The organism is Bacillus seohaeanensis (assembly GCF_042684945.1).
Lineage (GTDB): Bacteria > Bacillota > Bacilli > Bacillales > Bacillaceae_B > Rossellomorea > Rossellomorea seohaeanensis.
Genome location: NZ_JBHUMF010000031.1, coordinates 334,338 through 358,968, shown reverse-complemented (window position 1 = coordinate 358,968; position 24,631 = coordinate 334,338). Strand labels below are relative to the sequence as shown.

General features: G+C 36.1%; 26 protein-coding genes and 1 pseudogene. 3 read left to right on the top strand and 24 right to left on the bottom strand.

Annotation, left to right across the window (positions count from 1 at the left end; translation table 11 throughout):
- Window positions 1–112 precede the first annotated feature (112 nt).
- The 9 genes from ACFSUL_RS15090 to ACFSUL_RS15050 form a co-directional block, all read right to left on the bottom strand.
- The gene (locus ACFSUL_RS15090; protein ID WP_071412172.1) at window positions 113–1,246 is read right to left on the bottom strand and encodes a zinc-dependent alcohol dehydrogenase; all 1,134 of its coding nucleotides are present in this window, start codon (window positions 1,244–1,246) and stop codon (window positions 113–115) included.
- A gap of 206 nt (window positions 1,247–1,452) precedes the next feature.
- A complete protein-coding gene (locus tag ACFSUL_RS15085; RefSeq protein ID WP_377936770.1) occupies window positions 1,453–2,031 on the bottom strand; it encodes a histidine phosphatase family protein in 579 nt (192 codons plus the stop codon).
- Window positions 2,032–2,070: 39 nt separating this feature from the next.
- Complete coding sequence (locus ACFSUL_RS15080; RefSeq protein ID WP_377936768.1) at window positions 2,071–2,622, bottom strand: GNAT family N-acetyltransferase; 552 nt, start codon at window positions 2,620–2,622, stop codon at window positions 2,071–2,073.
- A 340-nt stretch (window positions 2,623–2,962) separates the two neighbouring features.
- The gene (gene shc, locus ACFSUL_RS15075) at window positions 2,963–4,840 is read right to left on the bottom strand and encodes a squalene--hopene cyclase (RefSeq protein ID WP_377936766.1); all 1,878 of its coding nucleotides are present in this window, start codon (window positions 4,838–4,840) and stop codon (window positions 2,963–2,965) included.
- 131 nt (window positions 4,841–4,971) lie between these two features.
- Window positions 4,972–5,640: a DUF2642 domain-containing protein gene (locus ACFSUL_RS15070; RefSeq protein ID WP_377936764.1), complete on the bottom strand. Its 669-nt coding sequence runs from the start codon at window positions 5,638–5,640 to the stop codon at window positions 4,972–4,974.
- 15 nt (window positions 5,641–5,655) lie between these two features.
- Window positions 5,656–7,008, bottom strand: coding sequence for an arsenic transporter (locus tag ACFSUL_RS15065; protein WP_377936762.1), 1,353 nt, complete (start codon window positions 7,006–7,008; stop codon window positions 5,656–5,658).
- Entirely contained in the window at window positions 7,001–7,165 is a 165-nt protein-coding gene (locus ACFSUL_RS15060) for a hypothetical protein (protein ID WP_377936760.1), read from the bottom strand. The genes ACFSUL_RS15065 and ACFSUL_RS15060 overlap by 8 nt, the downstream gene beginning before the upstream one ends.
- 37 nt (window positions 7,166–7,202) lie before the next feature.
- Window positions 7,203–8,459, bottom strand: coding sequence for a hypothetical protein (locus tag ACFSUL_RS15055; protein ID WP_377936758.1), 1,257 nt, complete (start codon window positions 8,457–8,459; stop codon window positions 7,203–7,205).
- Between the two features lie 74 nt (window positions 8,460–8,533).
- Complete coding sequence (locus ACFSUL_RS15050; protein WP_377936756.1) at window positions 8,534–9,028, bottom strand: hypothetical protein; 495 nt, start codon at window positions 9,026–9,028, stop codon at window positions 8,534–8,536.
- Window positions 9,029–9,870: 842 nt separating this feature from the next.
- On the opposite strand from ACFSUL_RS15050, the gene ACFSUL_RS15045 reads away from it, so the two are divergent.
- Both ACFSUL_RS15045 and ACFSUL_RS15040 read left to right on the top strand, forming a co-directional pair.
- Window positions 9,871–10,080 carry a helix-turn-helix transcriptional regulator gene (locus ACFSUL_RS15045; RefSeq protein ID WP_377936754.1) on the top strand — a complete coding sequence of 70 codons (210 nt, stop codon included), beginning with the start codon at window positions 9,871–9,873 and terminating at the stop codon, window positions 10,078–10,080.
- Window positions 10,073–10,387 carry a DUF2178 domain-containing protein gene (locus tag ACFSUL_RS15040; RefSeq protein WP_377936752.1) on the top strand — a complete coding sequence of 105 codons (315 nt, stop codon included), beginning with the start codon at window positions 10,073–10,075 and terminating at the stop codon, window positions 10,385–10,387. The genes ACFSUL_RS15045 and ACFSUL_RS15040 overlap by 8 nt, the downstream gene beginning before the upstream one ends.
- Before the next feature lie 204 nt (window positions 10,388–10,591).
- Here ACFSUL_RS15040 and ACFSUL_RS15035 read toward each other — a convergent pair whose 3' ends face one another.
- From ACFSUL_RS15035 to ACFSUL_RS15025, 3 genes are all read right to left on the bottom strand, one after another.
- Window positions 10,592–10,819: a hypothetical protein gene (locus ACFSUL_RS15035; protein WP_377936750.1), complete on the bottom strand. Its 228-nt coding sequence runs from the start codon at window positions 10,817–10,819 to the stop codon at window positions 10,592–10,594.
- A 233-nt stretch (window positions 10,820–11,052) separates the two neighbouring features.
- A complete protein-coding gene (cls, locus tag ACFSUL_RS15030; RefSeq protein ID WP_377936748.1) occupies window positions 11,053–12,558 on the bottom strand; it encodes a cardiolipin synthase in 1,506 nt (501 codons plus the stop codon).
- Between the two features lie 254 nt (window positions 12,559–12,812).
- The gene (locus ACFSUL_RS15025) at window positions 12,813–13,742 is read right to left on the bottom strand and encodes a manganese-dependent inorganic pyrophosphatase (protein WP_071412162.1); all 930 of its coding nucleotides are present in this window, start codon (window positions 13,740–13,742) and stop codon (window positions 12,813–12,815) included.
- Window positions 13,743–14,356: 614 nt separating this feature from the next.
- On the opposite strand from ACFSUL_RS15025, the gene ACFSUL_RS15020 reads away from it, so the two are divergent.
- Entirely contained in the window at window positions 14,357–14,803 is a 447-nt protein-coding gene (locus ACFSUL_RS15020) for a DUF2512 family protein (RefSeq protein WP_377936745.1), read from the top strand.
- 303 nt (window positions 14,804–15,106) lie between these two features.
- On the opposite strand, the gene ACFSUL_RS15015 is transcribed toward ACFSUL_RS15020, so the two are convergent.
- From ACFSUL_RS15015 to ACFSUL_RS14960, 12 genes and pseudogenes are all read right to left on the bottom strand, one after another.
- Window positions 15,107–15,919 carry an EcsC family protein gene (locus tag ACFSUL_RS15015; RefSeq protein ID WP_071412160.1) on the bottom strand — a complete coding sequence of 271 codons (813 nt, stop codon included), beginning with the start codon at window positions 15,917–15,919 and terminating at the stop codon, window positions 15,107–15,109.
- Between the two features lie 131 nt (window positions 15,920–16,050).
- Window positions 16,051–16,590: a DUF1648 domain-containing protein gene (locus ACFSUL_RS15010; RefSeq protein WP_377936743.1), complete on the bottom strand. Its 540-nt coding sequence runs from the start codon at window positions 16,588–16,590 to the stop codon at window positions 16,051–16,053.
- A gap of 32 nt (window positions 16,591–16,622) precedes the next feature.
- Window positions 16,623–17,387 carry an ABC transporter permease gene (locus tag ACFSUL_RS15005; RefSeq protein WP_377936741.1) on the bottom strand — a complete coding sequence of 255 codons (765 nt, stop codon included), beginning with the start codon at window positions 17,385–17,387 and terminating at the stop codon, window positions 16,623–16,625.
- A gap of 124 nt (window positions 17,388–17,511) precedes the next feature.
- A complete protein-coding gene (locus tag ACFSUL_RS15000; RefSeq protein WP_377936739.1) occupies window positions 17,512–18,045 on the bottom strand; it encodes a histidine phosphatase family protein in 534 nt (177 codons plus the stop codon).
- Between the two features lie 193 nt (window positions 18,046–18,238).
- Complete coding sequence (locus ACFSUL_RS14995; RefSeq protein ID WP_377936737.1) at window positions 18,239–19,309, bottom strand: M50 family metallopeptidase; 1,071 nt, start codon at window positions 19,307–19,309, stop codon at window positions 18,239–18,241.
- On the bottom strand, window positions 19,306–19,965 hold the full coding sequence (locus ACFSUL_RS14990; protein WP_377936735.1) for a DUF4937 domain-containing protein: 660 nt from the start codon (window positions 19,963–19,965) through the stop codon (window positions 19,306–19,308). The genes ACFSUL_RS14995 and ACFSUL_RS14990 overlap by 4 nt, the downstream gene beginning before the upstream one ends.
- Window positions 19,966–20,288: 323 nt before the next feature.
- Complete coding sequence (gene spoIIP, locus ACFSUL_RS14985; protein ID WP_377936733.1) at window positions 20,289–21,209, bottom strand: stage II sporulation protein P; 921 nt, start codon at window positions 21,207–21,209, stop codon at window positions 20,289–20,291.
- A complete protein-coding gene (locus tag ACFSUL_RS14980) occupies window positions 21,199–21,738 on the bottom strand; it encodes an RNA polymerase sigma factor (protein WP_377936731.1) in 540 nt (179 codons plus the stop codon). The genes spoIIP and ACFSUL_RS14980 overlap by 11 nt, the downstream gene beginning before the upstream one ends.
- Window positions 21,739–22,063: 325 nt before the next feature.
- Window positions 22,064–22,716: pseudogene (locus tag ACFSUL_RS14975) on the bottom strand (class I SAM-dependent methyltransferase).
- 29 nt (window positions 22,717–22,745) lie between these two features.
- The gene (locus ACFSUL_RS14970; protein WP_377936729.1) at window positions 22,746–23,249 is read right to left on the bottom strand and encodes a GNAT family N-acetyltransferase; all 504 of its coding nucleotides are present in this window, start codon (window positions 23,247–23,249) and stop codon (window positions 22,746–22,748) included.
- A 66-nt stretch (window positions 23,250–23,315) separates the two neighbouring features.
- Window positions 23,316–23,873, bottom strand: coding sequence for a GNAT family N-acetyltransferase (locus tag ACFSUL_RS14965; RefSeq protein WP_377936727.1), 558 nt, complete (start codon window positions 23,871–23,873; stop codon window positions 23,316–23,318).
- Between the two features lie 170 nt (window positions 23,874–24,043).
- A complete protein-coding gene (locus tag ACFSUL_RS14960; protein ID WP_377936725.1) occupies window positions 24,044–24,538 on the bottom strand; it encodes a DinB family protein in 495 nt (164 codons plus the stop codon).
- Window positions 24,539–24,631: the final 93 nt, after the last annotated feature.

Here is a 24,631-nt window from a genome sequence, read left to right as displayed (position 1 = left end):
TATAGATTTTCTCCGTCGATTTCCACTGTTGTTAAAGGCAACAATCTGTAAAAAACAGCCAATAAAAAAAGAGAATCCCCAAATGAATGAAAATCCTCTTTTACAAAGTTTATTACGGTTTTAAAATAACTTTCAAACAATCATCTGTTTTATCATTAAACTTTTGATAACCCTCACTGGCTTTTTCTAAAGGTAAAGTATGAGTTATGATTGTCTTTGGATTAAATTTCTTCTCTTTAATTAAGTTATAAAGCTGAGGCATGAAAGACCTTGCATGTGCCTGACCCGTTTTTATATCGATATTTCTTGAAAAAAATGCACCGAGTGGAAACATATTGTACAATCCACCGTATACTCCGGTTATTTGATAAGTACCACATTTTTTCACCGCTTTTGTAGCAATTTGAATCGGTCCAATTGTACCACCTTGTAATTTTAACTTTTGTTCGATAAATTCTAACGGTGACTTTTTCCCGTCCATTCCTACACAATCAATGACAACATCTGCTCCCCCTGATGTTAGTTCTTTCAATGTTTCGCCCATGTCATCATATTGTGTAAAATCAAATGTTTCAACTTTATTGTGTTTTTTTGCCTGTTCTAATCGATAAGGGATATAATCAACAGCTATAACCCTTTTCGCTCCTTTCATCCAAGCGAATTTTTGGGCAAAATGACCAACAGGACCACAACCGAGAACGATAACGGTATCGTCTTTTTTCACTCCTGCATTCTCTACACTCCAATAGGCTGTAGGAAGGACATCAGATAAAAACAAAACCTCTTCATCTTCAAGTTCCGCATCCTGTGGAATGACAAAGGGCGTGTAATTTCCGAACGGAACACGTAAATATTCCGCTTGCCCACCAGGATAATTTCCAAACTTCTCAGAGTATCCTAAGTATCCTCCGGAGTCATAATGAGGGTTCGCATTGTCACATTGGCTCTCGTGGTGATTTTCACAATAAGGGCATCTTCCGCAAGCTACAGTAAAAGGAATGACGACTCTGTCCCCTTTTTTTACTTTCGTGACGTCAGGTCCGACTTCTTCAACAATCCCCATTGGTTCATGTCCAATGATATAGCCGATTGGGAGTGGGAAATTCCCTTGATATAGATGTAGATCCGAACCACAAATGGCAGTGGATGTTACGCGTATAATAATATCTTCTGGGTCCTGTATTTCCGGTGCTTTCACTTCTTTTACAGCAATAGCGTATTTCCCTTGATAGGTCACAGCTTTCATTCTCTCACCCTCTGTTCAGTAATGTATTCCTTATTATGAGAGGAGATGAAAATAATATGTACATAGCTTAGAATTCATTACCTTTCCAAAAATTGTATAGAAGGAGCACTGGTGAAGAAAATTTCTATTAGCTGGGAAGTCATTTTTGATTGATAATTTTCATAAAAAAATGGAGGACTAACCTTTCACTAGTCCCCCTTCGATTATTAGTTATGCTCTGACAGATGACCGACAAGATTATATTCTTTTATTTTCCAGTCCCCCTCTTCAAAGTGAATCGTATTTAAGCAACCATTTTCCAAGCGGGGTAACGTTACCTCCTGTTCTTCTCCACTAAAAATTGACAAAATCATACGGATCACGGCACCGTGACAAACTAATAGCACTTTTTCGGTTGGAAAACGTTCATTAATTTTTTTTAGTCCTGCTACTATTCGTGCTTTAAAATCCTCTACCTCTTCTTGGTTTGGATACTGATTATAAGAATAAAGGCGGTCTCTTTCTTCCATCGTTAAGCCCTCCGCATCACCAAAGGACCTTTCCATAAACTCTTCCATCTCCTCAATAGGCAGATGAATTTCCTCATTAATAATCTCCGCTGTTTCTTTTGCACGAACAAGCGGGCTTGAAATAAGCACATCCCACGCGGATTCCTTCAAATGATTACAGCATTCCCTTGCTTGTTTTCTTCCCACTCTATTTAATGGAATATCTGTTTTTCCTTGCAATTTTCTTTGTACATTCCAATCTGTTTGCCCATGACGGACAAGACATATTTGTGTCATTTTTCTCATCCTTATTATGTATTTTTAAAGGTTCGTCCCTCACTGCGCTGAAGTGGTCCAGTTTGATTTGAGCATGCCGTAGATAATGTGGTCGACGTAGTGATTGTAGAGCCACTCTGCTTGGCGAATGGTTCCTTCGTTTTGGAAGCCGAGTCTTTCTGGAATTGCTCTACTTTTTTTATTTTCCACTGCAACGCGAATATCGACACGGTTTAATTGTAGCTCATAAAATGCGTAGTCTGTTAATGCTTTTGCTACTCTTGTCATAATGCCATTCCCTTGATACTCCTCCCCTAGCCAATACCCGATGTAGGCAATTTTATTTGTCCAATCAATAGAGTTATAACCAGCTGTGCCGACGATCTCACCTTTATATAAAATTAAGGTACTTAGTGATTTGTTTTCTGCATAATTCTTTCTGCTCATTTCAATGAATGCCTTCGTATCTTCGACTTTTTTTGTAGAATCTAGCCAACCCAACCATTCACTTAAATATTCACGGGATTCGTTCGTTAATTTAAAAAGTGCTTTTGCATCTTTTGACTCCACCAATTTTAATTGTAATTCTTCATCGATTTTATATGTAAACATAGTTTCGCCCCCTTCTTTTCTATATGGATATAATAATAATTCCATTAAAAGTAAAGAATTCCTTCCTGGTGGGGAAGGAAATTTTGTTTTTTAGTGATTATTGTTTGGTTTGTGTGTGGCACTTTGGGGTCTGACCCAATTAAAGTATTTCGGGGCTGGCACCTTGGGGTCTGACCCAATTAAAACGTTGAGGGTCTTACACCTTAGGGTCTGACCCAATTAAAACGTTTCGGGTCTGACACCTTGGGGTCTGACCCAATTAAAGTGTTTTGGGTCTGACACCTTGGGGTCTGACCCAATTAAAACGTTTCGGGTCTGACACCTGAGGGTCTGACCCACCTCAAGTATTTGGTTTATATTTCGCGTTGTAATGGCTAATAGTAAGCAGTGGCCAAATCCATCGATAACTATGATAATGGATGTAAAAGTTACCTGGTAAACCGGCTCCTGTTGGGTAAGTCGATGTCCAATCCTTTTTCTCGAGTTGCCCAAGTAATGATTCTATTCCTTTATTAATTACATGGTTCGGCTTATCGGAAAGAGAGATTAGTGCATCAAGTGCCCATGCTGTTTGCGAAGGTGTACTGTGCTGTAATGGTATATATTTTTTCTTTTGATCACTGTAACACGACTCTCCCCATCCACCGTCACGGTTTTGAATCGAAATGAGCCACTGTTTTGCTTTCTGCAAGGATTTATCGTTAGCAGGTACTCCAACAGCTCTCATTCCTGTTACCGCTGCCCATGTTCCATATATATAACATATTCCCCATCTACCGTACCAGGAACCCTCTTCCTCTTGGTGACCTTTTAACCATTGTATTGCCCTACTAATCGATGGATGGTCTCCCGTCACTCCTGCTTTTTTCCCTAGAAATTCAAGCGTTCTCCCGGTTAAATCTGCTGTTGATGGGTCAATACTGACAGCTTCTGCACCATCAATCGGAAACGAGGAAAGAATCTCTTTTGTTTTATTTGGTTCAAATGCCGGCCAGCCACCATCACGATTTTGCATTTTCCATAACCATTCTACACCTTTATTCCAGGCGTGTCTTGAAGTAGGTTCACTCGCTGCTGTTGATGTGATAGCTCTTAATGCAGCTGTCGTATCATCGACATCAGGGTTCATTGTATTGTTATGAGAGAATCCCCATCCTCCAGGGGCTATTTTAGGTACTTCCATCGCCCAATCTCCATATCGCATCTGTTGATTTTTTAATAGAAAGTGAACAGCTTTTTTTATTGTTTCATCTTTATAGCTAACACCAGCATTTTGAAGACTATGGGTAATGAGTGCTGTGTCCCATATAGTTGATGTTGAGTTTTGGATATGCGAACCCTCTTCTGTTTGACAGATCATTTTTTTCAATGCAGAAATTGCTTTTATAATGATGGGATCTGTTTTTTTATAGCCGAGAGCGAGGAGGGCATAAATCATGAAGAATGTTGAGCTAAAGTAGCTATAGTACGTTCCATCCTTCTCGATTCTTTGCAGCATATAGTGATGAGCTGTATGTATCGCTTCATTCTCAAGATACTGTGGAAGTTGATATAATGATTGGATTCCTTGTTTAATGGTAGAAATTAATGATCGGGTTTCAATCGTTGGAACATCAGCAGTTGATTGCCTGACTAATAAATCCCTTATGTTTGGGGTGTTCCGCTTTATTCGCTTATATTTCCTATTTTTCAAGATCATTAATGGTGTCATATGGACTCTTGCATGACCGCTAAAATCCCAAAAGTTCACAATGAAACTTTTCGGAAGAAGCAAAAGTTCGATGGGAACCGGGAAAAATCTATCCCAATCATATTGCCCGTTTGCTGCAAGCATAAATTTTGTTAGTGAATGAGCATTGTCGATCCCACCATTATTCTTAATAAATCTTCTCGCTTTTATCATTCTCGGATCATTCATATCAAGTGCTTTACTATAAGCCAAGGCAAAGTAAGCTTCTACTGTTGCTGATAAGTTTCCGTCTTTTTCATCAGAAAAAAGTTTCCATGCCCCTTCTTCTGTTTGAAGGTTTAGTACTCGCGAATTTAAGCGACCAATAAGCTCCTTGTCATTTACTCCTAATGACGATAATAAAATAATCATATTCGCATCTGTCATTAGGCTATTTTCAAAGCAAAAGTTCCAAGAACCGTCGTCTTTTTGGAGCTTTTGCAGATGACCTATTAAAGTGGACTGAGCACTCTGTAGTCTTCGCTTCAAGTTGCATCCCTCCCTTAATAGAACATATTCAGGAAAAAGAAAAATAGGATACCATAAAAATATGTTCCCTTATCTTTTAATGTGATGCTTCGCGCTACGCAAAAGCATCAGTACTATAAAAACGATGCATTTTAGGTAAAATGCATCGTTTTTATATGATTCACGTTTAAATATAAACACTCGCCTCTTGCAGTAACGAGTTCTAAAATATTATCTCTTATTCCCTGCAGTTTACCAATCGTATTAGGATTTTCCCCTATATTAAAAATGACAAGTTTCCCAACTTGTTTCTCCATTTGAATTTCAAAACTTCTTGCAAGAGAAATATTTACTGGCCTTAGTGGGAGGTCTTGTCTTGGCAAACTATAGGGACTTTGATCATTATCGTAAGGTATTAACCACTTTAAATGATTTAATGATATGAACATCGTTTTATGAACTGGCGAATGGAAGACAAAATAGTTATTCATGATACTAGTTATATACCCATGAATAGGCTGATTACTAGTTACATATATTTCTGTAAACATTCCTTTTGCAGAAGTTAATATTTTCCTTACTGATAATTCTTGCTCATAATCAATAATGGGTGGATCAACCGGCTGTTGTATTTCTTGTTCACTTTCGCTGGGAAATCTTATATGATGGACATGTACAATCGGAACATACTGGAAATCCTTTCCGTTGTAAATGATGACAATATCACTGCCTACCTCCACTAGTATCCCTGTTAGTATTTTTCCACCAGAAATCTCCAACTTGATATTCTCACCCATATAGTTTAAAAGTAACTTTTTCAAAAATGGACCTCCCTTCTAGTAAAAAAGTGTTGACCATAAATATAGACTTAATAAACTTATGAGTAGTGTTATTGGAATAATGATAATCGTTACTTTAATATAATCTCCCCAAGTAATTTTAATAGAATGTTTTTTCACTAAAAACATCCAAATAAGTGTAGCAAGCGTTCCGACTGGGGTAAGAAGTGCACCTATATCACTTCCGATAACATTGGCAAGGTAAGCAATTTGCAAAATATGATCACTAAGTCCCATTTCAGTAAGAGATAGTGTTCCTATCATCACTGCAGGAAGGTTGTTGAAAAGATTTGAAAAAACAGTCAAGGCACTTCCCATTATCATACTTGCATAAAAAGGACTATCCTCGATATAACTAGTTAATAGGCTGACAATATAATCATTTAACCCTACATTTTTCAAACCGTAGACTAGTACATACATATTGAAGGCAAACAACAAAATATGCCACGGTGTTTTCTTTACGATATCGAGGGCGCCCGTTCCCATTTTTATTTTCCTAATGAGAATCAACACTAGTGCACCAGTTAACCCAATCCATTCTAGCGGTATTCCAAGCGGGGTAAGAATAAAAAAACATGCTCGCGTAATGATCACCACTAAAAAACATACTTTGAACATCCACCAATCATATTGATTAGAATGATTTTCCGTCTCAAGGGGATGACTATACGCATATTTAGACTTCTCTTCATCCCATTTAATAGGAATAGTCAAAATTCTTTTGGGGATATCTTTTTTAAAATACTTATATAGGAAGTATGCCATGAATAGGATCCCAATCATGGAAGGGACAAACATCATTTTAATGTAATCATTTAATGTAAGTCCCACAATTTCAAGAGCAATTAAATTCGAAATATTACTTACGGCTATCGGTGCACTTGCAGCAGTAGCTATGAGCGCCCCGGAGATTAAATAAGGGAACATTTGGCGAGGTTTAAGTTTTAAAATAAGAACAATGTGTATAATTATTGGGGTCGTTATTAAAATACTGCCGTCATTATTAAAAAACATTGTCATTAAGAAACATAAAAGATTAGTATAAACAAAGAGTCTTACTCCAGATCCATTAGACTTTGAAACGATATTTCTCGCAACCCACTTAAAAAATCCGATACTTTCTAGTACGATTGACATCATAATGGTGGATAGAATCGTTAAAGAAGCGCCACTTACAATTTCAAATATATCAAATACGTCAGTTAATGGCACAATACCTAATAAAAGAACAGTTGCTGCACCTATTGTTGTAGGAACACTTTCATTTATATTAAACGGTCTCCATAACATAACTAAAATGGTAAGGGAAAATATTATTAGCATTAAAACAAGTTGTGTGCTAGGCATTATTTTTCGCCGCCTTATCCTTATTCAACACTACAGGTGTATGCTCTATACTATTTAGGTTTATGTCTACCCTTTTTTGATTTTCATGCCTAGAAAGTTGTATAAACATTTTGTAAAATATCGCACCAATTAGAAAGAAGTATATTGCTATTAACATAACTTTCCTCCTTCCTTAAAATGTTTTGACAACAATCTTAGCCATGTCGCCTATTACTTGATTTCTTTTTGGAACTTGATTTAGTAGCAGTAGTTTTATTTTCTTTTTTAGCATTTACTATGTTCGCTGCAGTAGCTTCTACTGGTTTTATATAAACGGACAATATGGATTTTATTTCATCTGCTAATGAACTACTTATATTATTTTTTTGCTTCGTCTTACTACTTTGTTTTGCTTTATTTTGGTTCGTTGGGACTTTATTTGCTTTCGTTTCAGATGTCGCTTCTATTTTAGGTGTCTTCGTTGCACACTTTTCTGTTTCCATTTTGGTACGGTTCTCTTTTGGATTGGGACTTTTTGTTACGTTCTCTATGCCTTTGGCCGTATTATTCTCTTTTTGTATCGGCATGTTATTTTTGGTTGTTGGCATTTCATTCTTTGGTTTTGGTTGTATACTATCCGCTAGTTCTGCAACAATCTCAGAATGTAGTTTTGTAGAATTATCTTTTTCTGTTAATTTTTCCTTTTTAGACGTTCCTTCAGTCGTTGTTGTTGTTTTAGTTTCTGGTTCTATCTTTGTTTTTTCTTCTAGTTTTGGTTCTTTCTCTGCTTTTGGTTCTTCCTCTGCCTTTGGTTCTTCTTCTGCTTTTGGTTCTTCCTCTGCCTTTGGTTCTTCCTCTGCTTTTGGTTCTTCCTCTGCCTTTAGTTCTTCTTCTGCTTTTAGTTCTTCTTCTGCTTTTGGTTCTTCTTCTGCTTTTGGTTCTTCCTCTACTTTTGGTTTTGTCTCATTCTCATTCGAATTAGTCGTTGAGTCTATTTCATTTTCAGTAGTAGAAGCTTCCTCTTGATCATTGCTTTCCTGTTCTGTCTCGTCTTCTGTTAATTGTTTATGAAAATTTGTTATGTGGCTTTTTTGAATAAATAAACTCTCTTCCTGAACTAAGAGGACTATATAATCGTCTGAAATCGCACTCAAAATACCACTGAATGAGAGATTATTTTTACAATTAATCGTTATCCACTCGTATTTATATTCCGCTAGTAAGTTAGATAACTTAGCTGCATTTAATTTTCCAGCTTCGATTTCTTTAGCTTGGAAGTGTTTTGTATTTTTCATTATTGCCTGGATTCCTGCTAAGTTAAAGAACATATCCTCATCGTAATCGTTTTTAATAACAAGATAATCATTTTCGACCTGAACAAGTGTTCCTTCAACATAGGTAGAATTATTGGTGTGAATTCCTATGGTAAATCCAATAAGTTCACTTAAGGATTGTGAAAGATTTTGACGCATAGTGAAGTCATCTCCTTTTAATAGATGAATATTGTCACGAATAATATGACAATATTCATCTATACTTATTTATCTTATTTATCCTTTTTACTTTTCCCCTTTGATTTATTGTCTTCATTTTCATTAGACATTTCTTCAGGTTTTTCTATTTTTAATCCATAGCTAATGTTCTTAACATGATAGGTAGCTAAGCGAATGACTTCTTCATTTTTCACAATCGTTAAATAGTCATCGTTAATACTATGAAGCACCCCATCTAGTTTCTCCGGTCCCCCTCGATTTATATTGACCCATTGATATTGTAAATTTCCCATTAAAGCATCAAAATTCTCACCAGTTATATAATTAAACACTTCCGGTACTTCCACATCGAACTGGAGACCACTTTTGGAATTTTCCGTTAAACTCTTAACATGTTGTGTTCGATAATAGACAACTCCATCATCTTCTGTTAGAACTGTAAAGAAATCCTCTGCAACATGAAGTAGTTTCCCAATTCTAGATTCTGGCCCCCCTCTATCAACCTTCATGACTTTACCGACTAGAGTTTGTAGCATTTCCTTATTCATATATCCTTTCCTCCTAATTAGATATGGCATTTTCACTTTATATATATGTATCACGGGGTGACAATGTACTACCATTTAATGCCCGTTTATGAAAATAGGCATAGAATAAGACTAGTAGAAGTAGGCATATATACTAGGGAAAGAGTCTATTATTCTATGGAATATGGATGGAACTTCAATCAGTGGGGATTTTGTTCCCCGTTCATGGAGATAAGATTTCCGAACGTGGCGCTAAGCAATTAAAAATAGGCATCATTTCGTTAACCGCAATTACAGGTCAACAAATGATACCTTTCAGGAAATGGATACTTGACAACTTTCTTTGTTTTCGTCTAGAAAGTTATAAAACATTCGTTTATAGGTAATTCTCATTTCGTAGAGATTGTTGTTTTTCAGGCAGAAGTAATGGAGTGTTCCTTTCCGCTCCAATCCACTCTGCGTTTTCCATGCTGTTAAAGGCAACGATCTTTTAGAAAACAGCCTACATAAAATATTCTTCCTCTAGCTCCACTAGAGTCATACGTTAATCAATTTATAACAACAATAATAAAATTCCAATCAACAGAAGAACAATCAAGCACCAAAGCATAAATCGTTTTTGTTTTAATGTAAGTTTGTCATAAAACCTCATCCACATACAATTCCCCCTCTTTCTGTCTTTTAACAAGTTTATGCGAAGCATTTTTACTTTTTTCCTTGAAAATTCAGGGAATCCTAAATTGGTCATACTGCTAATTGTGCATTCACCCCTTTTATAATTTTTTGACAATTTATAAAGAACTTTCGCATAAGGTAAAGTATACTTTACGTAAAGTTGACTTTACTTTCAGGTGGTTAGTCTTATGAAAAATAGGATAAGAGCGAAGCGAGAAAAACTTGGGATGACGCAGGAGGATTTGTCTAAAGTGGTGGAAGTTTCTAGGCAAACGATTATTTCACTAGAAAAAGGCAAGTATAAACCATCACTCATCCTAGCTCATAAACTTGCACAGCTATTCGGGTGTAGGATTGAAGATATTTTCATATTTGAAGGGGATGAAAACATTGAGTGAAACACTTGCAAATGGATTAATTGGTGTATCAGGGTTAGTGGCAGGTATCGTTTTAATGCTAGTAATTTCTTATATAGCACGTCGAATTGGGAATAAAAAGAGATTATACGATGAGCGACAGCAGCATGTTAGCACAAAGTCACGAGCCGCTGCATGGAATATTACACTTTTTCTCATAATGATCGCATGGGGGATTGTGATACTTGTTGATGGCATCTCGTTTACATTCTTCCTTTTCACTGGGTTACATGTGGCAAATTGTATAGGGTTAATGATAACTTCTATTTATTACGCGAATAGAAATTAACAAAAATAAACTAGTACACTTTAACCTTTTATGTAAAATAACTATACAAAACAAGGCTGACAATAAGTAACATGCCCTTATTAGTCAGCCATAAAAGCTACATTATCCAATCGTTCTTCTTGCATTCATTCCACTGAACAAATATAAAGTGAAACTTCAATCAGTGGGGCGTTACTTCCCATTAATGCGGGATACATTTTTTGCTTAGCTGAATTTCCCTCCTTCATCTTTTGGGTTTGTGAAAGTTGTATTTTTATTATCTAACCTTTCTATTGCTTGGAGCAATCTGCGGTCATTTTCTGTTTTGTTTTTCATAAAACTCATCGCTTTAAACATAAACACAACGGACAAAACAATTAAAAATAGAGCAACAGCAACGTAAAGTAAACCAAACAAACCGAAAAATACGCCCATACCGTAATCCGGTTCCATCGAATCACACCTCCCCTTTAAGCATATTAGGATACTATCCAATAGTTGCCATTATTTTTAGTTTTGGCTGTTTTTTAACGAAAAACTACGCTTCCCCCATAGGTGAAGCGTATGGCTAGTGCCCATAGTAGAAATCAACGGGCAGAATTTATAAGTAAAAACAACAAGCTATGAGAAAAGAGCCTTCGTTTTTTTATCATCCAGATAATGTATATTCCTTTATAAGCACTCCTTTAAAGTACACCTGAAAACAACCGTGCAAATGATTCTTTTGTTCGCTTTACGATACCCCTTTTATAAAATTCAACTGGACTTAACTTCACACTGTCTTTTATATCCTCTTCATAGTGTACAATAAGATCCCGTATGGAACTCGACCCAATTAAAAAAACATTTACTTCAAAATTCAGGTGAAAGCTTCTCATATCCATATTCGCTGTACCAATGGAAGCCATATTGCCATCGACAATTAATATTTTTTGATGTAGAAATCCTTTTTTATAGGAATAAATTTCGACTCCACAACGGAGAAGCTCTGGAAAATAGGAACGGGTCGCATACTGAGTAAGAAAACCGTCATTTTTCTCTGGGACCATTATCCTTACTTCTAGTCCTCTCCTCGCTGCAACACGTAAAGCCGTTCGAATTGGTTCACTTGGTACAAAATAAGGAGTGGCAATCCATATTGATTTCGTCGCACTCGCCATCATCGAATAATAAAGATCCCCCATAATATCTTGCCCGGTATCAGGACCGCTCGCAACGACATGCACGGCACCATCCACTTGATTTGATCCATATTCCGCACTTGGATATTCTTCCAACATCATTTTTCTGCTAACATACTCCCAATCAAGAAGAAAGACGGTATGAAGGGTATGAACGGCTTCCCCTTCCAAAAGCATATGTGTATCTCGCCAAAATCCAAATTTATCACTTTCACCAAGGTACTCAATTCCGACATTTAAACCACCAACAAAACCAACTTCTCCATCAATAACGATAATTTTACGATGATTCCGGAAATTGAATTTCTGATTGAAAAACCCATATTTTAATGGAAGAAAGGACTGTACCTTCACTCCTGCTCTCTCAAGCAACTTTATATCATCAGAAGCTAGCTGTAGACTTCCGACGGCATCAAAGAGAAATAGTACCTCTACTCCTTCTCTCGCTTTATTTATTAGAATATCTATAATTTCTTTTCCTAAGCGATCTGAACGAAAAATATAATACTCCATATGTATATAGCGTTTTGCCTTTTTTAATCTTTGTTTTATCTCGGAAAAGGTCTCTGCTCCATTTTTTAAAATTTTTGTAGTAGAGTTTGTACTTATTTTTGTTACAGAAATATGACTAGAAAACTCTGCAAAAGCACGCTGATTATCTTGTAAAAACGATAAATCTGGTGACTCCTCGCTTTTCAATAATTTTCTCCATTCTTCCCGATCATTTTTCCGCTTACTTTTAAACAAATACCCTTTTAAATACAACTGACCTGAGTAAAGATAAAAAATATACCCAAACACTGGAAAAAACAATAGTACGTACATCCATAACAATGTATGCTGTGCAGAGCGATTTTCAAGCATTAACGAAAAAATGCTCACAAAGATAATGAATCCGTACACACTGATGAACACTAGCTTAACAAATTGTCCGAATCCGCTAAAAAAAACAACGTAAATTGAAAGCATTAAAACGATTACAAAAAGAAATTCCATTCGGCGTTTTTTCATTCCACATTCTCCAGACATAAATCAGTTGTTTAGTTCTCCCACATTAACGGGGAGCAAATGAAGTTTCACTTTATAATGTGTCCATTTCTTTAGATAGACAATTATATTACTTTGTACTTCCCGTTATTCAGTATTTATAAACGAATGAATAATCTTTGTATACGTTTGCCTCTTTCATCATAGCATATTTTTCCATTTCATTGTGTTTTAGCAAAAAAGAAAGCGACCCCTATGATAGGAATCGCTATCTGTTATTATTTAGTTAATGCGTCTGTTAAAACAGGTACAATTTGTTTTTTGCGTGAAACAACGCCAGCAAGTGTTGCTTTATTGTCAACAAGTGAAACGTTATATGCTTTTTCTACAGCAGCTGTTTCTTTTCCTAAAGCTAGGCCGATGGAATTGTTCTCCAGAATGTCCGTTACGACAAACAAGAAAAGATCTAATTCCTTTTCGTCGATTCTTGCATTGATTGCTTTTTCTAACTCAGCTTGGTGTGCAAGAACTTCGTTAGTGTCAACAGCATTTACTTGAGAAATTTCCACTTTCGCATTCCCCATTGTAAATTCTTTTGTATCTAGACTGATTAACTCTTCGATTGTTTTATCACTTAAATCTGCTCCAGCTTTCAGCATTTCCAAGCCGTAGCTATCTGCATCAACACCAGCAATTTCTGCTAATTCTTTTGCTGCAGCTACATCTTCCTCTGTGCATGTTGGAGATTTGAAGAGTAACGAATCAGAAATAATTGCAGATAACATTAATCCAGCAATTTCTTTTCTAATTTCGATATTATTTTCTTTATATAGTTTATTTAAAATTGTTGCTGTGCACCCTACTGGCTCTGCGCGGTAATACAAAGGATCGCTTGTTTCAAAATTTGCAATACGGTGATGATCGATAACTTCTAAAACACGAACATCGTTTAAGTCATCAGCACTTTGTTGACGCTCATTGTGGTCAACTAAAATTACTTGATTAACCTCTTCGGCAACCTTTTCTACTAATCGAGGAGCCTCAATACCAAATTGATCAAGTGCAAATTGTGTTTCTCCATTCACATTTCCTAAACGAACAGGCTCTGCATCCATACCTAATTTTGTTTTTAACTCAGCATACGCAATAGCTGAACAGATCGTATCTGTGTCTGGGTTCTTATGTCCAAAAATTAATACTTTTTCCATACTTCTACTCCTTACTGTTAAATGATGACTCATTCTAAAAGGCTGTTTTCGCATACTTTGTTGTTTTTAATGCAGTTAAACGTAAAGAACTGGTTCGTTCCATTGCGCTCCAGACACTTGCTTTCCGCGGGGAGGAAGCTGAGCCTCCGCGGCTTCGCCTGCGGGGTCTCAGCCTTTCCTCTACCTCCCGCAGGAGTCAAGTGTCTTCCGCTCCATTCCACTATCGATTTCAAATAGTTTTCAAAAGCAACACTTCTTTACGAAAATAGCCTTCTAAAAAAGAATGAATATTTTCCCATCCCCTATTTTACAATAGCTTGACTAAATTAAAAATATTTGTGACGTAATTAATGAAAAAAGTTTTAGAGATAATATCATTTTAAGTAGTTTTTTTATTCCTAATTTGAACAAAAAGGCATTGTTGACAAAATCTAGTCGAATAGCATGATGATTTTTAACAAAAAATAATGTAGCAAGTGAATAGTGAAAGCGGCTTATTCAGCCCCGAAAAGTAAATGGCGACCTCACCTAAAGGTTTGCTTTATACCTCCTAGTGGGAGCGACATTTAACCTTGAGGGGTTAACCGCTGGATGTTAATTAGGAGGTTAACTTTATGCAGGCGACTAAAGCATTATTAATTAAATTTTTAGTAATAGCTGCTATTTCGGTTGTTATATTAAGTTTCTTTTACAATGTAAATATAGCTAGTGTCCTACTTGTTTCTGCTGCTATCACGATTATTTCTTATGTTGCAGGTGACAGATTGATTTTACCTAGAACGAATAATATGATGGCGACACTTGCGGATTTTGGATTAAGTTTTCTATTACTCCTATTATTTCTCAATACGCTTATTGAAAATCCCAACTTCCCAATTATTACTTCTTCGTTGCTAACAGCTGCTGGAATTGCCATTGGAGAATACTTTATTCATCGTATGTTAATAACTAACAATACTAGTAATAACTACGACCGTATCGAGAAATCACCAAAACAACTCAGAGAAGCCTATAGTACGGAGTTATCAGAAGAATTAATGAAGAATGAGGGAAAGAAATAATAAGGGAAGAAACAAAAGTGCAGAGATTCAACTCTGCACTTATTCTGTTAAAAAAAAGGATGTGAATTGTTAAATGAAGGAGAAAAAAGGCCGACTACAAGATGAAGCTTTCGAATTGATGGAACAACTGGAATTTCCGTTAGTTGAAAATGTAGAAGCAGAAGAAAGCCCAGAAGTTGATGATAATTAGTTCTTGCCATAAAAAGAGAAGGAAACGGGTCCATTACCGCTTCCTCTATTCACTCCTATTGTTTATAATTATGGTTGTTGCCCGCTAATGTACGGTTAGTATTAATTACTTATTTACTCAGCTACCTCGTCATATTTCTCCAGTCTTTCTACAATTCTACGCTTTTGATACAGCATCCTTCCAGCTTCTCCAACATCGTTAATCATCGAGCGGTTGGTAAAAGCACCAAAAATTAATCCTGCCACCGGTATCATTTGAAATAACTTTTTCCAGCCAAAATTATCACGATAGGTGTAAACGACTTCCCGCCAGCCTTGGAGCTGAGACATCATTTCTTTCGAATGTTCCTCTCGATTATAGTAGGTTGCTAATTCAGATAGGATAGCTTTTTTACCAACAACATCCGCTGAGGAAAACTGCAAACATTTTACAATAAACACACGTTCATTTTTATCATTCGGATCATAGCCGTGTATTATTGCTAGCTCTTGTAGTGTTTTAAGGGACATTCCTAGTAGTGCTGGTATATCAATCGCTAAGGTAAAAATGCCGCCTATGCCTGTTGTAGCTCCTTGGACAGATGCAACTTTCGACCGACGCGTTATCAACTTTTGACTAATTTCATTCATATCCTTTACATCAAGTGCCGTAATATCTTCATAAGATTCGACTGGCGTTCCGGTATGCTTGTGAATGCTTTTATACATCTGTTTTTCACTTGTTAAATATTTGCCGCCTGTCTGAATATAGCTTCCTAATTCATCCAACAAAACACCGATTTTTTTATGGACAAAGGCTGGTGTTAGCTTGTCCAATACTTTAAACGGCAGACGGGTTAATTTTTCCCAGAACCATAACCCGCTTATATCTTTTTCCCATTCTTTAATCTTTTGTAATTCATTTTGCAATTCTTGTTTTGATTCCAATAACATCTCCACTTTCCAATTAGATTACTGTTAATTGTACAAATTTTCGGTTCCTAATGCTAATAATAACTTTTCGAAGGTCCGTCCCTCACCGCTTTAACTTGTTAATGTGGTGAGGGACGGACCTTTGCCTAGAGCTTGATGGACCTTATCATAAAGAAAGCCATGGAACCGAAGAGGAGTAGTAGGAAAATCGGGAGTTCCCATACACCTAGTCCGACTTGGTTGCCGTATGCTACTTGAACGGTTTGCCAACTCAAATAGACCATATAGCTGACAATGATAGCTTTCATTACATTCATCATCATACGGGCATTTTTATACTGTCTTTCTACGTTGTCTTCTGATAACTTGATGTAATTGTAGGTGTGAGGATACTTTTCTAGAGCGGTTAATAGTACCCATAAGAATGTTGCTATAAATGGAAGGACGATGACACCACCCTTCCCTCCCCAGCGGTCCACCTCACCTGCTACGTTAAAATGCATTGGAATCTTATCGGGAATCGATGACCACTCGACACATAAATAAATGAAATTCGCAATCAGTAATAGCAAGGAAATAGTCGTTAATACTATTTCTAACTTTGTTTTCGGTATTTTTAATACCGGACGCTTAAAGTTATCGATTTTTATCCCCTCGCTTTCTTTATTGTTGTTTGGAAACGACAATGATTTCATTTCACCTAGAAATGCCGCTTATATTAAACCTCAATATCCCTGTGTTTGAAAGAATACACTGTTACACCCAAAAACAGTACGAAATGCATTAATAAATTGTACACAGAAGAACTAAAAGTCATTCCTTCAAAAGGAGGTTGCTCAAAAAAATATTGATTTAAGTTAGCGTTGGCAATAAAAAGATACTTTCCCCACGTTATGTTCATTTCCTCCATTACGATGAGCAATGTACTCGATGAAAAAGTCAAAAAAAGCGTAATAGCCATTGAGATGGAGCTGTGCCTCGTTACGACAGATATTCCGAAACCTAAAGAGCAGTAAATTACTATTTCCACCCATTTGCAGAAATAACTCACGACCATCGGCACCATATTTTGATTAAATCCAAAGATTGATTCAAAATAAAAGAACATGCCAATAATTGCTGTAAACGCAAAAGAAATAAAAGTGAAAAATGTTACTAGTAAAAGAACCGCACTATATTTAGACAGTAAGACTTTTATTCTGCTTACCGGACGTATAAGTAAAAGTTTGATCGTTCCTGAAGAAAATTCATTAGATATGATATCACTAGCAACAATAACCGCAAACATTTGTGTGACGACAAGAAAATTAGATGTTATGTGGAGGAATTCCCAGTAATTAAATGAAATATCGTTAAACAGTAAATAAACTGCTAAGGAACCAAGAAAATTAATAAGTAAAATCAGACCGAGAAAAATCCAGATTCTTGTTTTGGAAAATTGTTTTTCTAGTTCATTGTGTATTAAGTTGTAGTATGTATTCATAAGGTGTCCCTTCATCGTCGTTTATTTTCTGAGTAAAATTACACAGTTTTTATTTTATCATTAGCATTTTTGGAGGACTATAGCGTTGTACGAAGTTCTCTCTTCTAACTTAGATGAATCTGGATTAATTCTCAAAAATATAAAGTTTTGCATTTTCCGGTCTTCTAAATTTAGGCCCTTTAAATCCCCTTTTCCGTAACGCTTTTCTCATAAAAATCATGATACCACCATGCCCGACAATAAGAACATCTTCGTCTGATTCTAGTATATTATCTAGCGTTTTGTTAATTCGCTCGAGTACTTCCTTTTTACTTTCTGGTTGTGATGGGTGATTAAATAGCCATGCTACTCTGACCATCAGTAAATGCAAAAAAAGTGGCAATCGGATGCTCTCACGAAATAATGGTATAATCGCCATTTCTCTTAGATCCTCCGTATAAATGATTTTCCCATGAAATGCTTTTTCTGCTGTCGTTTTGGCTCTCGACAAGTCACTGGAGAAACACCTTTTCCATTCTATATCGTGCAGTTCAATATCAGTTTCTTCTACACTCGATCCATCGTATTCTTTCACCCACTTCATCAGTTCATCCCCTGCAACTAATTTATTAGGATATCCTCTTGTTACTTTGAAATGCCTGATAAGTCCAACTTTCACTTTCGTCCACCTCTTTCGAACCATTCGCTTTTTAGGTCCGTCCCTCACCATTTTAACGCTTTACCCCGATAAAGGTTATTGCTTATTTAGTGTTTTTCTAGGGACGGATAGTATTTCTATTCTATTTACGAAAGAGAAAGAAGCAAGTTTCATTTTTAGAGTTTGCAATAATTATATTATGTATATTACGATTTCAAGCAGAGGCCATCCGTGCTTTTAACTCTTCAAACCATTCCCTTTCTAACTGTAAAAAACCAAGTGATTGATTTGGATTTTTTATTTCCTTTTCCGCTTTCGCCAAATATTTTTGGCTTTCTATTTCCTGGCCTTCTAAATATTTTACAATCGCCACAGATCTATAATAGGAAAATAAATCAAGTCTCGTTATATAAGGAAGATGGTAAATTAGCCTCTCCTTATTATTTTCTTCGTTATCTAAAAACTGATGGAGTAAATATAAACTATGAAAAGCTCCAATCATATACTTTTCTTCTTTTTTCGGAACTACCTTCAGCATTGGCTCTAAATATTTCGCTGCATGCTTCCTTCCATATTTATCACTTTCCGCATAAAAAAGAAACATTGTATCGAAACTAGCATTATTCCTTACTTTGCTAATATTGCTTCTACTTATGTCTGTCAATTCCGTGCTCCAATTTCTAGGTCTCTCCTCACTAAACAATTCTCGATTCACGAAAATATTGTGTAGTAACGTTCTGGATTTTTCATCATTTTTCCATAAGGTAAGCATCGTGAGTCCGTCAGTGTTCATGGTCCCCATTTTCAATGGAATACTAGTCATAATGAATATAAGCAAATGAAACACAACAAGGAACTGCAAAAATGCGATGTCGATAAATTGATAAACTCCAAAAGAAAGTAAAAAACTAATGAAACTAACGAAAGGGCCCCCTAATACGAGCATTCCCCATTTTTTAGCCAAGTTTGGAGTATGTAGCGATGGCGGAGTAAATAGAGTCACACCCCCCGCATACATCCATTGCTTGTTTTCAGTGAAGCGCAGTTTATTCTTTTCTTTGCTAATTGTGAAAGGACCAACAGCTACAAATTGAAAGGTTAATCCGTTAAGAATCCCAAATACAACATGTCCCAACTCATGCATAGTGACGGCTATAAACCATGACAGCAAGATCAGCCATGTAGATAATATTATTTTCTCTGTTTCTTGAAAAAGTGCTATTAATACGAAGGAACCAATAATGGCAATAGTACAAATGGATAATGGTCTTTTTAAAATACTCATATATTCGTTTCTCCTTTAAATGGTGAGGTATCAACTTTCCATTTCATTTCAAGTAAGACAAGTCCACCGTAAATCTCCCGTGTATCTTTTTTTACTTGGCTTTTTTCGATAAGCCAAGGAACATCATTTGTTTTATATGTATGATGACTCGATAATTCGTCCCAAAGTGTAACTACTAAATACTGGTAAAGTTCGGAACCCCCCTTCGCAAATATACCTCCGAGCATGCCAGTAGATTCCGCCATTTTGGGGTTCCAAACCTCTTTTTGCATACGAACAAAATGCTCTTCCCTACTTGGTTGGACAAAACATTCTGCCATTCGGAGTACATTTCCATTTTTTAAAACTTGTTTTATATCTTGATGCTGAATATCTAGGAGTTTATCAAAAAGTTTCACCGAAATACTATTGTAAGTCTTATCCTGCTGATTTTGAGTAGTTATTAAATCGTGGTCATTTTCCATAAAGGCCTTATAAGAGTCATGATCCCGCCAAAAAGCAATAATAATGGATCGGTTTGAATTATATATATCCCACCCTCCAATTTGACCGTAAAAACCATCGATCGTTTTTAAAGACTTCCACTGCTCTTGAGCATGTGAAAATCGCCCCCTCTTGTCAGTTGGAACATGGCAATCTATTACTTTAATAATCATTATATTCCTCCAATTCAACGAAACGATTTTAACTTGATGGAAAAGGTAATAACCCCTATAGCACTTGTAAACAAAAGTAGAACTGCTAAAAATTTGGAATCTAGTTCGTCTCCTATTAACCTAACAGAGCAAAGTGCGACAAGTGAGATGCAGGAAAGAAGTCCAATAATGGCTTTCATTTTGGTTTCATTTAAATCCCTTTATGTAGTATAGGGAGTTGTTTTATAGGTGGTTATTTTATGGAAATTATAACATATAACCGTTATGAAAATTATGTATATTGAAAAAAGCCTACAAAATTCAATGCAGGCTTCTTCTAAAAATTATTCCATTTCTTCAAGTACTTCCTCGAAAACACTCGCTAATATTTCCACAGTTCTTTTTTCTTCTTCTAGTGTATTTCCGACTCCACCAATATTAATAGATACAGAGTTAGGAAATACATCTTGATTATATGTGCTGTTATTTGGGCTATCTTTAATAAATACACCTCTTGATATTCCCTTTTGCCTCTCTTCTAGTTTCGAATGAAGGAGATTTGCAAATTTTTCCGTTTTTTGATACGAAGGGGAAGTCTTGGAAACAAAGAATTCAACTTTACTATAGCCCTCTCCGTTTATGTTAATTGTAGTTACATCCCTTGGCTGAGAGCCTCTGTGAATGTCTACTATTATTTTTAATGCAGGGTATTTTTTAACCGCTTTTGATACATCTGCTCTAGATACAGTATATGCATCAGAATATTCTAGTCCTCTTTCCTTTAGCAGTCCAATATAGTCCTTTTCCTCATGAACCGCTTTAATATCTCTTTTCTGTAATTCATTCAGCAGCTGCTCACCGACTATGGAAATATTTCTTGTTCTATGATGAGCTGAATTAGGGTTGTCTGTACCAACGGTTTCTAAAAATGATTCGCGAGAGTGGGTGTGGTATAAGTAGATTGTCGGGCCTGTCTCCATAATAGTTATCTCCGATGGGTCGTTGTCTGTGATAGCAGCAGAAAGTTGGGAAGTTTTATTTACTACTGTATCTACTCCATTGAAAAAAACTAACCACATAGCTAGTGAAATGGAAGAAAGGCAAAATGCAGTCACTAATAACATTTTTCTATTTCGTGCCTTCTTTTGTCTCTTTTTAGCTTCACGCAAAAGAAAGGATTTTGTGCTTTTCTCAAATTTTTCCGTGGGAGACGTATTAAAGGAAGATTTAATTAAATCGAATATTTGTTTGTCTTCAGTTTGCATTGTTTAATACCTCCCATGTAGAAATATTAAATTTCGTTTTTAATTTCTTAATTGCTCGGTGATAGTCAACCTTTACTTTTTCTTCACTACATCCAAGAACTTCAGCCGTTTGTTTGATCGATAATCCATTTAGCCCTCTAAGAATAATGACCGTTCTGTATGCTGGTTTTAACGTAGTCATAGCCTCTCGAACTAATCTCTTCTTCTCGTTGTTTTCTGCAACTTCTGCTGGCTCTAAATCATTTGAAGCTAACTTTTTAAAGAATCCATCTTTGAAAATAGAGTAGTACTTCTTTTTGCGATGATAGTCTAACGCCACATGTTTCGCGATGGAAAAAACCCAAGTCTTCAAAGTAGATTGTCCATTATAGTGTGAATAGGACTTTAAAACTCGTAAAAAAACTTCCTGTGTTAGATCTTCGGCATCTTCTACTTTCCCCGTAAAATAAATTAAAAATTGGTATACATCTTTGAAGTGCTTGTCATAAATCTGGCCGATTAATTTTTCATCTGCAATTGGATTATCCAAATGACCACTCCCCCCTTTTGCTTCATAGGATTAATCGTTTGAGGTAGGAATTAGTTACAAATATTTTTTAAGAAAAGGTTCCTAACCAGGTATTCCGTACCAGCTCCTTGGAATCTTTTTATAAAAATAAGTTTGTGGAAAATCACAAGGTGGAGGACTTGTTAATGGGAGACAAGGGTTTGCAGAATTTGAGGTAATAGTTATACGTTGGTAACATTCATCAAAATAGCCAGTAGTGACTGTCAGCCAAGTAACAGTCACTACTCAAAATGTGAATGATGATTTTGAACTTTATCCTCTTTTAGAAACGAATATCTTTTAAAGATCATTCACAGGGACTTAGTTTATCCCCTTCGCCGACTTTCCTAATAACTATTCTTCGGTACATTCCATTCATCATAACCGGCTCGTCTTCTTCTATTATCAAGCAATGCCTATAATTTTGAAAAATGGTTTCAAAGCTTAAACCAATATCTGTTCCCCAAAAGGAAACAATAGGTCGTAGCAATTTTTTAGCAGGAGATAGTTTTTTACCTTTTGGGATGAATTTATCAAAAATAATTATTTTCCCACCGAGCTTTGTAACACGAACACTTTCTTGGAAGCAGGCATTTGGATCTGGAACAACGGATAAAATTAAACTAGCAACAACGAAATCAAAGAAATTCTCCTTAAAATCCATTTGTTGAGCATCCATTTCTAAAAAGTCAATAATTGAATTAGGAAACTTTTTTTTGCCATTTCAAGCATCTCGGGTGAAAAATCAATTGCCTTGATTTTCAGTGAAGACCTGCTAAATTGGACCTGTTCTAAATCTGCACCGGTTCCTACGCCAACAAACAGAACACTTTCTTCAGGTGCAAATTTAATATTTTCGAAGAGTTGTTTTCGAGCTTGTAAAAAACTCCTCGTATTAAAAAATTTATCGTATACTGGAGACCATCCTTTGTAGATAATCTTGTTCCAAAAATTATTCATCCTCACCCCGCCCCTTGATTCAAAATTCTCTACAAAAACAACACCATATGCTCTTCGTCATAATAAGTTTCATTAATTTTTAACGCTTTTTCCTCTACGCCAAATGCTTTGAAACCAGCACTAGCATATAGTTTTTTCGCTGTTTCATTAGTAGATACGACGGATAGGTTTATTTTTTCTATATCTCCTAGTTCACGGGCTTGATTAATGGCTGCTACTACTAATTTCTTCGCTACTCCCGTTCCTCTTGCACTAGGTGTAACATACATGGCAAAAATATTGGCTATGTGACGCAATTTCATCTTTTTCTCTTGGACCAATGTTACAACTCCAACTAAACTTTCCCCGCTAAAGGCTCCAAAGGTATAACTGTCTCCCTCATGAAGACTATTGGCAGTTTGTTCTATAGGATTTTCCCGTTGAATTGCCTCTTCATAACTTGCGGCGAATGCTTCTGGGTTGTTTTTAAGTGCTTCTAATCGTAAATTCCAATAATTTTCTGCATCGTTTGACGTTAAGATTCTTATTTGCATTGTCCGTCCCCTTTTTATTTTGATAAATAGAAAAATAAGAGCTATTCGACTTTTCTAACAGTATTTTTAACTATATTCCTGTGTAAGATCCCACTCTCTATCTAAAACACTATATAAATATGAATCTCTCCAGCCATCTTTGATTAAAAGGTTTTCACGCATTTTCCCTTCTTTTGTCATACCGAGTTTTTCTAAAATTTTAGAGGAGGCACTATTTCTTGGATCACATGTCGCATATATTCGATGGAGACGAAGTGTAGTAAAGCCAAATTCAATCGTTAGTTTCGCAGCTTCTGTTGCTACTCCCAGTCCCCAGAAATCAGGATGAACGATATAACCAATTTCACCATTTCTATTAGCTGCGTCCCTTATATTCAGTTCAACGGCACCTATTAATTTCTCATTTAGTTTTTCCATGATTGCATAAACAAATCTAGTTCGAGGAGTCACTTCTGCATCTAGTAAAACTTGATTGACGAAGGCTTGTGAAGCTTCCTCTGTATTAGGTCCCCAAGGCTGATATTTAGACACCTTTTCTTGAGAAGCATACTGATGAACATCTACCCAATCTTGCTCAGCAAATTCTCTTAAGTATATTTTTTTACCAACAAGGTTGTTGTTCATTTTATCCCCACCTTCTTTTGACTAAATATTAACATAATTTAACTTATTCTATTACATTTTCCTTTATAAAAGCTTTGAAATCTTTTACGAACAAAAAAGTTCAGGCGAGAATGACCGATTAAACTAAAAAACACCCTGCTCTTGTTACAGATACAGGGCATTCGTACGTTTTATAGTTTCGCTTTTAATTCTTCTATTTGAGCTAAATGTCTTTTTTCGTGATAACCGATAAACGGTACCCATTGTTCAAGACTTACTAACCCAAATACAGGATGAGGATACGATTTTTGTGCTAAGTCGTGTTTCGTCGTGTTTCCGACTACTTGAAGAAGTCCATTACGGGATTCTATTAATTTCTCTTTCATTTCATCTAATGTAATCGATTCTTTGGAAGGATCAACGAACGATGGTGCGTTAACTTTTTTAGAGCGGTCAACAGAAAGATGAATCGGCTTCGCATCAACAGGGCAAACTTCTCCTTTTTCCAATGTTCCCTGGATGGCTTTTGTTATACTTCTTTCCATTAAATAAAGGTGTTCAAGTACTTGCATGATTGTCCAGCGTCCGTCTTCCACTTCTTTGTTCAGCTGCTCATCCGTCAAACCGTTTACACTTTCTAATAGTTCTGCTCTTACCGCTTTATTATGCTCTACGTATTCTTCCAATGTTTTCGCCTCCCCTTTTATAATTTCATCTTATCAAAATAACAGAATAATGCGAACGAAAAGCATTGCTAGAAGTTCAGAGGTCCACTTAGA